Source organism: Micromonospora sonchi (assembly GCF_014646235.1).
Classification (GTDB): Bacteria; Actinomycetota; Actinomycetes; order Mycobacteriales; family Micromonosporaceae; genus Micromonospora; species Micromonospora sonchi.
Window position 1 is genome coordinate 38,407 of the sequence record NZ_BMNB01000040.1, and the last position, 8,773, is coordinate 47,179.

At 70.6% G+C, this 8,773-nt stretch carries 10 protein-coding genes; 4 read left to right on the forward strand and 6 right to left on the reverse strand.

Translation table 11 applies throughout. The features are described 5' to 3' along the window. Positions 1 to 199: 199 nt before the first annotated feature. Entirely contained in the window at positions 200 to 811 is a 612-nt protein-coding gene (locus IEY61_RS28015; RefSeq protein WP_229706508.1) for a TetR/AcrR family transcriptional regulator, read from the reverse strand. A 198-nt stretch (positions 812 to 1,009) separates the two neighbouring features. Here IEY61_RS28015 and IEY61_RS28020 point away from each other — a divergent pair, with 198 nt between their 5' ends. Next, the gene (locus tag IEY61_RS28020; RefSeq protein ID WP_189049690.1) at positions 1,010 to 2,443 is read left to right on the forward strand and encodes an MFS transporter; all 1,434 of its coding nucleotides are present in this window, start codon (positions 1,010 to 1,012) and stop codon (positions 2,441 to 2,443) included. Between the two features lie 51 nt (positions 2,444 to 2,494). Then, positions 2,495 to 3,442 (forward strand): NADP-dependent oxidoreductase, encoded by a 948-nt coding sequence (locus IEY61_RS28025; RefSeq protein ID WP_189049692.1) that lies wholly within the window; start codon positions 2,495 to 2,497, stop codon positions 3,440 to 3,442. Positions 3,443 to 3,936: 494 nt separating this feature from the next. Here IEY61_RS28025 and IEY61_RS28030 read toward each other — a convergent pair whose 3' ends face one another. The 4 genes from IEY61_RS28030 to IEY61_RS28045 form a co-directional block, all read right to left on the reverse strand. Continuing rightward, entirely contained in the window at positions 3,937 to 4,182 is a 246-nt protein-coding gene (locus IEY61_RS28030) for a hypothetical protein (RefSeq protein WP_229706509.1), read from the reverse strand. Then, a complete protein-coding gene (locus tag IEY61_RS28035; RefSeq protein WP_189049694.1) occupies positions 4,182 to 5,597 on the reverse strand; it encodes an FAD-dependent oxidoreductase in 1,416 nt (471 codons plus the stop codon). The genes IEY61_RS28030 and IEY61_RS28035 overlap by 1 nt, the downstream gene beginning before the upstream one ends. A 75-nt stretch (positions 5,598 to 5,672) precedes the next feature. Continuing rightward, positions 5,673 to 6,167 carry a GNAT family N-acetyltransferase gene (locus IEY61_RS28040; protein WP_189049696.1) on the reverse strand — a complete coding sequence of 165 codons (495 nt, stop codon included), beginning with the start codon at positions 6,165 to 6,167 and terminating at the stop codon, positions 5,673 to 5,675. Then, a complete protein-coding gene (locus tag IEY61_RS28045) occupies positions 6,167 to 6,493 on the reverse strand; it encodes an ArsR/SmtB family transcription factor (RefSeq protein ID WP_373293229.1) in 327 nt (108 codons plus the stop codon). Before IEY61_RS28045 ends, IEY61_RS28040 begins: the two co-directional genes overlap by 1 nt. Before the next feature lie 167 nt (positions 6,494 to 6,660). Between IEY61_RS28045 and IEY61_RS28050 the strand changes: the two genes are divergently transcribed. Continuing rightward, on the forward strand, positions 6,661 to 7,044 hold the full coding sequence (locus tag IEY61_RS28050) for an ArsR/SmtB family transcription factor (RefSeq protein ID WP_189049698.1): 384 nt from the start codon (positions 6,661 to 6,663) through the stop codon (positions 7,042 to 7,044). A gap of 47 nt (positions 7,045 to 7,091) precedes the next feature. Here IEY61_RS28050 and IEY61_RS28055 read toward each other — a convergent pair whose 3' ends face one another. Next, entirely contained in the window at positions 7,092 to 8,216 is a 1,125-nt protein-coding gene (locus IEY61_RS28055; RefSeq protein ID WP_189049701.1) for a flavin-containing monooxygenase, read from the reverse strand. A 63-nt stretch (positions 8,217 to 8,279) separates the two neighbouring features. Here IEY61_RS28055 and IEY61_RS28060 point away from each other — a divergent pair, with 63 nt between their 5' ends. After that, a complete protein-coding gene (locus IEY61_RS28060; protein WP_189049703.1) occupies positions 8,280 to 8,630 on the forward strand; it encodes an ArsR/SmtB family transcription factor in 351 nt (116 codons plus the stop codon). The last annotated feature ends 143 nt before the right edge of the window (positions 8,631 to 8,773 follow it).

Sequence of the window (8,773 nt, forward strand, 5' to 3'; positions counted from 1 at the left end):
CGAAAGCAGCCGGCCCGACAGCATCTATTCCCCCGCGCCAGGCGCGAGCAGTGGATCTCCTCGTCGGGCAGTCGTAGACCGTCCAGCCTCCCCCGGACGGGGACAAGGTGAGCGGCCTACGTTCGAACGACCTTGCCCCCCGTACGGGGAGGCTGGTAGCCCTTGTGGTGGCAGCCCTGGAAATCGATGCGCGGGTGGGTCAGCCGAACACGGGTGCCGCGTCGGTCGCGACCGATCGTAGCCGCGCGCGAATGGCCTCGCTGGCCCGCTCGTAGACGGTGTCGTCGTTGTAGAGCAGGGCGTCCGCCGCGCCCGCGCGGCCGATGGCGTCGAGTTCGAACGCGAGCTGTGCGGGCTCCACCTCGGTGAGGATCTCCCCGACGGCGACCGCCTCTGCGATGCTGCTCGCGTAGAGCGTCTGCCAGTCCCGGCGGGCAGCCGCGATGGCATCGCGGATCCGACCCGGACGGGCATCGAATTCGGCTGCCACCCCGATGAAGAAGCATCCGCCGGCGAACACCGGCTCTCGGACGTAGTGCAGCCACGCCTCGCAGAGTGCCCACACTCTACGGATCCCGGCGGGAGCCCGCAGCGCCGGCTTGACGACCTTGCCGACGAAGACCTCGACGGCGGCGCGGACGGTCGCGAGCTGCAGTTCCTCCTTCGATCCGAACTGCGCGAAGACCCCGCTTTTACTGAAGGCCAGGTCGGTCGCGAGGCGCCGCACCGACAGGCTCTCCAGCCCCTCGACCGAGGCGATGTCCATGGCGCGGTCAAGGATTACCCGCCGCGAGCGCAGGCCGCGCTCCACCCGCTTGTCCACTTGGACCTCCACCTGTCGGCACTTCCGTCTGGCGGGCCCAAGTCTACGTAGTGGGACGCATGTCCTTTCATCTGGCCCGGCTACAGGCCTGGTCGCGAATATGATCAACGCCATATCCGGTGACCCGTTGACCGCTTGGCGATCAAAAACTTATGGTACGCCCGTCCACTTAACGGGGGGAGTCTGATGAACAGCGGCAGGACCACGGGCGGCCACGTCCCGGTGATCGCGTTGGCCTCGGGCGCCGCCTTCCTGGCCCTGCTCGACGCCACCGTCGCCAACCTGGCGGTGCCCGGCATCCGACGGGACTTCGACCCGTTGTCGGTCAGCGACGCCACCTGGGTGATCACCGCCTATGCGGTGGTGTTCGCGGCGCTGCTGTCGCCGGCCGGGCGGCTCGCCGACACCATCGGCGTACGGCGTCTCTTCGTCTGGGGAGTCGGTGTCTTCAGCGCCTTCTCGCTGCTCTGCACGATGGCGCCGGACATCTACTGGCTGGTCGCCGGTCGCGCGCTGCAGGCGGTCGGTGCGGCGGCCATGATTCCCGCGTCCCTGGCGATACTGCTGCTGGGTGTGCCCGCCTCCCGACGGCCGGCGGCGGTCGGCCTGTGGAGCGCCGCGGGATCCCTGGCCGCAGCGGTCGGTCCGGCCCTGGGCGGCGTACTGGTCGACACCGTCAGTTGGCGCGTGCTCTTCGCCATCAACGTTCCCCTCGGCGTGGTCATGTGCCTGTGTGCCCGCGTCGCGCCGCAGGGCCGCAGGGACGCGGCGCTCCCGGACCTGGCAGGCACGGGACTGCTCGCCGCAGGCATCGCGGGAGTCGTGCTGGGGATCACACAGGCCAGCGCCTGGGGTTGGACGGCTGTCGGCACCCTCGGCCTGCTGTCCGGCGGGGTCCTCGCCACCGGGTGGGCACTGGCCCGCTCGTACCGCCACACCATGCCAGCCATCGAGGTGAGTCTCTGGTGCAGCCGCGGCTTCACCGTCACCAACCTGGTGTCGCTGCTCTACGGCGCGGGGCTGTACTCGTGGCTGCTGATCGGCGTGCTGTTTCTCACCGACATCTGGCGATACTCCGAACTGCGCGCCGGCCTCGCGATGAGCCCAGGAGCGGTGTCCGCGGCCGTTGCCGCAGCCATCCTCGGCCGGCTCATCGGCCGGCTCGGACCGCGGCCCGTCGTGATCGGAGGGGCACTCGCCATGGCGCTGGCCGGAACCTGGTTGGCGATCGGCCTGTCGCCGAACCCTCAGTTCCTGGCGCTGTGGCTACCGGTCGGGCTGTTGGCGGGGGCGGGAATGGGAGCGCTGGCGGCGGGAGCCAACGCCGCGGCCGCGATGTACGCGTCGCCGGCCCGCTTCGCGAGCGCCATCGGCCTCAACACGACGGCCCGGCAGGCCGGCGGCGCTCTCGGTGTCGCGGCGCTCGCCGCGATCGGGCAACACCAGGCCGGTCACGGCCTCACTCCGTTCACATTCGTGTACGGGTTCAGCATCGCCGCCGCCGTCGGCGCCGCGATCCTCGGCCTGCGGCTGACGCGGCCTGCGACGACCATGCCGAGAGCGGGCGATCTGGATGCGGCCCCGCCCGCTCCGACCCCCAGCACGGCGACTGCCGGCTGAGCGCCCGCAGTTCGCTTCTGAAAGCACCCAGCACAACCGAAGGGATACGTCATGCGCGCAGTAATCCAACGGGAATGGAACGGGCTCGAGGCCCTTGAGCTGGTCGACGTGGAGCCGCCCCGACCAGCGCCGACCGAGATTCTGGTACAGGTCGCCTACGCCGGGGTGAACCCAGTGGACCACTACACCGCACAGGGTCTCGCGTACAACCGGATGTTGAGCCTGCCCTTCCGTCAGGGCTGGGACGTGGCAGGTGTGGTCACCGAGATCGGGTACGGCGTAACCCGCTTCCGGCCGGGGGACCGGGTGTTCGGGATGCCGTGGTTTCCCCGCGAAGCGGGTGCATACGCCGAGTACGTCACCGCACCGTCCCGGCACTTTGCCCGCATGCCCGCCGAGCTGAGCTACGCCGAGGCCGCCGCGTTGCCCTTGGCCGGCCTGACCGCCTGGCAGATGCTCGAGGCGGCGCAGGTGGCTCCCGGCCAGCGGGTGCTGGTGACGGCCGCGGCCGGCGGAGTCGGCCACCTGGCAGTGCAGATCGCGAAGGCCCGAGGCGCCCACGTCATCGGCACCGCTCGGGCGGCGAAGCACGAGTTCCTGCGCCAGATGGGTGCCGATGAAGCCGTCGACTACACGACCAGCCAGGTCTCCGACGTGGTCCGCGATGCCGACGCCGTCATCCAGATGTTCGGCGGCGAGCCGGGCCTCAAGGCGCTGGAGTGCCTCCGCCCCGACGGGATCCTGGTCAGCGCGCAAGGCGCATGGACCCCGGGCCTCGCCGATCGCGCCGCGCAGCTGGGGGTCCGTGCGGTCACTTATCTCGTCGAACCGGACGCCGAGGGTTTGGAATCGCTCGCTGACCTCGTCCGCCGGGGCCAGCTCCGGCTGCACATCGCAAACGAACTGCCGTTGCAGCGGGCGGCGGAAGCTCATCGCCTCATCGCGACCGGACGGACCACGGGCAAGGTCGTGCTCCGCGTCGCCGACCTCGGGGAGTAAGCCTCGTCTCCGGTTCGCCCCACCACACCCAGACGCCATCAGAAAGAGAGGAAAGGAGATGAGCGCGAAGCCGCCGACCAAGCGCCGCACCGGGTCGGCCGGATCGTTCTGCTCGATGCGTGGGTCGGCCCGGACGGCGCGTCGATGGAGAGCCTGGCCCCCGAGTGGTTCCGCAACTGGCTCGACGCCGCCGCAGGCGACCGGGTTATACCGGCTCCGCCGGTCTCGACTCTCGGCGTAACAGACCCCAGGGATGTGGCGTGGCTGCAGACCCGGATGACACCGCAGCCACGACGGACCTTCGCCGAACCCACCAGGCTGGCCGGCGCGGTCGAACAGATTCCCTGCCGCGCCGTCGTCTGCACCCCAGACAACGGCATACCGTTCGCCGCATGGGCACAGGAGTTCGGCTGGGAAACCGTCACGCTGGTAGCAGGACCGACGCCATGGTCACATCCCCGACCGGCCCGGGTTTGCTGTCGTGCTCGTCGCAGCTACTTCTGCTCTCTACGGAGCGCATTCCGACGGCGGCCAGAAGGCATGCGGCTGGCGGTGAGCGCGCCGGTGACGGCAGTGGTGGAGACATCGAGGCTGTCGGCCATCGGGGTGAGCAGAACCGCGTAGGCGTAGTAGAGGGTGCCGTAGCCGACGGTGGAGGTGATGGCGAGGGCGGCGACGATGCGCCACCCGTGGCGCCCGCCGACCGTGGGGTCGGCGGGCGCCGTCGTGGTGGTGGTCATCAGCTGGCGCAGCAGCCGCCCGTCTGGCCGCTGGTCGGGGTGTCGAGGCTGACCAGGTTGAGCGGTGTGGAGAGCAGGCCGCCCAAGATCCCGGTCGCCAACCCTTTACCGATGGGCTGGGCTGCGGGGGCGGGACCGCAGCAGCTGTCGGTGCCGGTGGAGTCGGCGGGGTTGCTGTTGCAGACGCCGGTTTCGGGCAGGTCGAGCTGGACGTCGCGGGCGGCGTCCCAGTCGCCGGCGAGGGCGGCGGCGACGGAGCGGACCTGTTCGTAGCCGGTGGCCATGAGGAAGGTCGGCGCGCGGCCGTAGCTCTTCATGCCGACGGCGTAGTAGCCGGTCTCGGGGTGGGCGAGTTCGTCGACGCCGTGCGGTGGGACGGTGCCGCAGGAGTGCTCGTTCGGGTCGATCAGCGGTGCGAGGGCGCGGGTGGCGCCCATGACCGGGTCGAGGTCCAGGCGCAGCTCGGCGGCGATCGTGTGGTCGGGGCGGAAGCCGGTGGCGGCGACGATGCGGTCCACGGTGATGGACTCGTCGCTGCCGTCGGCGTGGCGGATGACCACGGCGACACGGCCGTCGGTCGGGGTGAGTGCGTGCACGGAGAAACCGGTGAGCAGCCGGATCCGGCCGGCTTCCACGTGTTCGCGCAGGCGGGAGCCGAGGGCGCCGCGGGCGGGCAGCGCGTCGGCGTCGCCGCCTCCGTAGGTGCGGGCCGGGCTGGCCGAGCGGATCGCCCACGTCACCTCCGTGTCCGGTTCCGCGGCGGCAAGTTCGGCTAGGGAGAGCAGGGTGTTGGCGGCGGAGTGGCCGGCGCCGACGACGAGGGTGTGTCGGCCGGCGAAGCGGTCCCGGTCGGCACTGAGCACGTCCGGCAGGGCGTGCTCCAGATACGCGCCGACCTCCTTCTCTCCACGGGCGGGCAGGCCGGAGGCGCCGACGACGTTGGGGGTGCTCCAGGTGCCGGATGCGTCGATGACGGCCCGGGCGAGCACCTCTTCGCCGTCGGCGAGGCGGATCAGGAACGGCGTCTGCTCGCGGCCGGCGGTGCGCAGCCTGTCCAGGCCGAGGCGGCTGATCGCCTCCACTCGCGTGCAGTAGCGCAGGTGGGGCTTGAGCTGCGGCAGCTCCGCGAGGGGCTGCAGGTAGTCCGCGACGAGGTCCGCGCCGGTGGGCAGGGCGTCCTCGGCCGGGGCGACCCAGCCGGCGTCGTCGAGCAGTCGGCGGGCGGCTGGGTCGATGTTGTACCGCCACGGGGAGAACACCGGCACGTGCCCCCACTGCCGCACCGCCGCGCCGGCGGTGTCACCGGCCTCCAGAACTAGGAAGGGTAGGCCACGCTCGTGCAGGTGGGCGGCAGCGGCCAGACCGACCGGGCCCGCGCCGATCACCACGATGGGCAGTTTGTCCGGGACGCTCATCGAAAACTCCTCTGTGTTGAGAACTGTCGAATCAAGAAGGTGCAGTGGTGCAGGGTTGGGCAGAGCCCGAGGGGCTCAGATACGGGGGCTGCGGCGCTCGAGCAGGACGACGTCGCGCCACCGACCGTGATGCCAGCCGACCCGCTCGCGGGTGCCGATGATGCGGAAGCCGGCCCGCTGGTGCGGGGTGAGGCTGGCGGTGTTGTCGGGGAAGACGCCGGACTGGATGGTCCAGATGCCGGCGGCCTCGGTGGAGGCGATCAGCGCGTCGAGCAGCAGCCGGGCCACGCCCCGCCCTTGGGCGGCGGGGTCGACGTAGACGGAGTGCTCGACCACCCCGGCGTAGACCGGCCGGCTTGACGTTGGCGCGACCGCCACCCACCCGAGGACGGTGTCGTCCGCATCGACGGCCACGAGGCGGTGGTCAGGCAGCTTGGCCGCGTCGAAAGCCGTCCAGGTCGGGGCGGTGGTCTCGAAGCTGGCGTTGCCGGCGTCGAGGCCAGCCTGGTAGATGGCGAGGACACGACCGGCGTCGTCCGAGGTCATCGGACGGACGGTGATATCGGCCATCAGCAGGCTCCCTTCGGCTGCGGGGCGGGACGGCCCATGACCACGTCGGCGGCCGACGGGAAGCAGCCGACGCAGGCGTCGTTGATGCGGTAGTGGCGGGCGGTGCCGACCGGCGCGACGAGCACGAACCGCACCTCGGTCAGGATCTTCAGGTGTTGCGAGACGGTGGACTGGGCCAGCCCGACGGCGGCGACGATCTCCCCCACGCTCATCGGCCGGACGTGCCGGGCCAGGTACTCCACGATCTGCACCCGGGTCGGGTCCGCCAGGGCCCGGAACCACGAGGCGTAGGTGTGCGCGGTGTCCCGGTCGAGGAGGTCGCCCACCACCACTCCCTCTATCGTTTATCGCCGATTAACGATGAAGTTAACAGGTGCCGTCATGCCGAGGCCGGTGGTTGCCGAACATGCTGCTCCCTTCCTTCAGATGCCTGCCTTGACGCCCGCCTAACCAGAGAGTTGCACGCTGATTAGAGAGATGTCAACCTAGAGGAATGTCAAAGCAAGACGTACCCCTCGCCGTCATCGACCTCAACGCCGACGCGCCGTGCTGCCCCCCGCTGGCTCAGCGTCGGGTCCCGGCCGAGACGGCCGTGGTGCTCGCTCCCGCGTTCAAGGCCCTCGGCGACCCGGTACGGCTGCAGCTGATGTCGATGATCGCCTCCGCCGAGGACGGCGAGGTGTGCGTGTGCGACCTGACGCCGGCGTTCGACTTGACCGGGCCGACGATCTCCCACCACCTCAAGACGCTGCGCGAAGCGGGCCTGGTGGACGCCGAACGGCGCGGCACCTGGGTCTACTACCGGGCCCGCCCGGGCATCCTGCGCCAGCTCGCCGCCCTGCTGTCGGTCGAGCCGGCCCCCTCGTCGCAGGCGTGAGCCGCCGGGCAACTCCCGTACCCACCAGCGCCGATCGCCGAAGGCGATCAGCGTTGAGCGTCGTGTCCCGTGCGCGAGGCGGCGTCCGCCCTCCGCTGCCGGCCGTGGCGTGGCCGTCCGGACACGTGAGCCGCCAGGGCAGTCATGACATGGGTGGCGTCGCGGCCGACGCCGCGCAGGGTGTTCGAGGCGAAGGATCGCTGGAACTCCAACCCGAGATAGACCAGCCCTGGATGGGTGGTGGAGATCCCGCCCACCTGCCGGGGCGCGTCTTGGTCGAGGGTGCCCAGGGGCTTGAGGTAGGCCAGGTCGGGGCGGTAGCCGGTGGCGAAGATGACCGCGTCGACCGGCTCGGGCGTGCCGTCGGCCCAGATGACGCCATCAGGGGTGAAGGCGGTGAACACGTCCCGCCGGGAGAGCAGCCCGGAGGCGAGGGCGTCGCGGTAGACGCCGGTGTCGAGCACGGCCGCGTGTCGGACTAAGCGGGTGAGGACGCGGCGTGGCAGGCGGTCCGCGCCGGTAACCCGCAGCCAGTGGTGCAGGTCCCGCCCGCCGAGGCGTTGGGGCAGGAAGCGCACGGGTTCCCGGGTGGCGAGCGTGACCCGGGCATGCGCCGCGATCTCGTAGGCGACCTGGACGGCGGAGTTGCCGGCACCCACGACGATGACCCGCTTGCCCGCGTACACCTCCGGCCGGCGGTACTGGGCGACGTGCCGGACATCGCCGGCGTAGTCATCCTGGCCGGGCAGAGTCGGCAGGTAGGGGTTGCCAAAGGATCCGCTGGCGGCGACGACGCCGGCCGCGGCGATCTCGTCGCCGGTGTCGGTGTGGACGAGGTATCCCCCGTCGCGGCGAGAGTGCACGGCCGTGACGCGGGTGCGGGTGCGGATCTCGACGTCCACGGTCTGCGCGTACCGGCGCAGATAGGTCGTGACCTCGTCACGGCGGGGGTAGCGGTCCGGATCACCGTCGAACGGCATGCCGGGCAAGACGCTGTAGCGTGCGGGTGAGAAGAGGGTCAGGCTGTCGTAGTAGTCGGGCCAGGAGCCAAGGGGCTCGGTACCGGCCTGCAGGACGACGGGCCGCAGGCGCGCGGTCAGGGCGGCACGGGCGGCGGCTAGGCCTGACTGGCCGCCGCCGATGATGATCACTGGCTCGGTTCGAGCTGTCACAGGAATGATTATATCGTCGTTTCGTTGAATGACAATATGATGATGGCGGGGGAAGGTAGGGCCATGAGCGACGCCACAGCCGGACAGCCCACAGGGACACCCTCGCCCGCGCGCGCGGCCGGAGTCCCTGAGGGCCTGGCGCCGCAGACGCAGGAGTTCCTCAAGGCTTTGGGCAGCCCCACCAGGCAGCGGATCATGATGCTGTTCGCACAGGGCGCTGAGCTGTCTGTGGGCGAGGTGGCCGAGCGGACGGGCATCAGCCAGGCCACGGCGTCGCAGCAGCTGACCCTGCTGCGACGCGGACGGGTGGTCACCTCCCGCCGTGACGGGAAGACCGTGTACTACCGGGCGGATCGCGACGGCGCGCTCGCCGCGCTCGCCGAACTGCAGTCCTACCTGGCGACCTGCTGCTGACCAGTCGCCGACCGATCCCCCGTTACCTTTTTCGTGGCCCTGAGGCAAGGGCTCGCTGGTCACCGAGGCCGGTATGACTTACTGCCCCTGTCGTGTGCATGATCCGGGGGGTGTTGTCGCCGGTCTCGGTGGGCACTGGTGGA

Coding starts and splice junctions, on each gene's coding strand:
- IEY61_RS28020 (WP_189049690.1), top strand. CDS start 1,010: ATGAACAGCGGCAGGACCACGGGCGGCCACGTCCCGGTGATCGCGTTG.
- IEY61_RS28025 (WP_189049692.1), top strand. CDS start 2,495: ATGCGCGCAGTAATCCAACGGGAATGGAACGGGCTCGAGGCCCTTGAG.
- IEY61_RS28030 (WP_229706509.1), bottom strand. CDS start 4,182: ATGACCACCACCACGACGGCGCCCGCCGACCCCACGGTCGGCGGGCGC.
- IEY61_RS28035 (WP_189049694.1), bottom strand. CDS start 5,597: ATGAGCGTCCCGGACAAACTGCCCATCGTGGTGATCGGCGCGGGCCCG.
- IEY61_RS28040 (WP_189049696.1), bottom strand. CDS start 6,167: ATGGCCGATATCACCGTCCGTCCGATGACCTCGGACGACGCCGGTCGT.
- IEY61_RS28050 (WP_189049698.1), top strand. CDS start 6,661: ATGTCAAAGCAAGACGTACCCCTCGCCGTCATCGACCTCAACGCCGAC.
- IEY61_RS28060 (WP_189049703.1), top strand. CDS start 8,280: ATGAGCGACGCCACAGCCGGACAGCCCACAGGGACACCCTCGCCCGCG.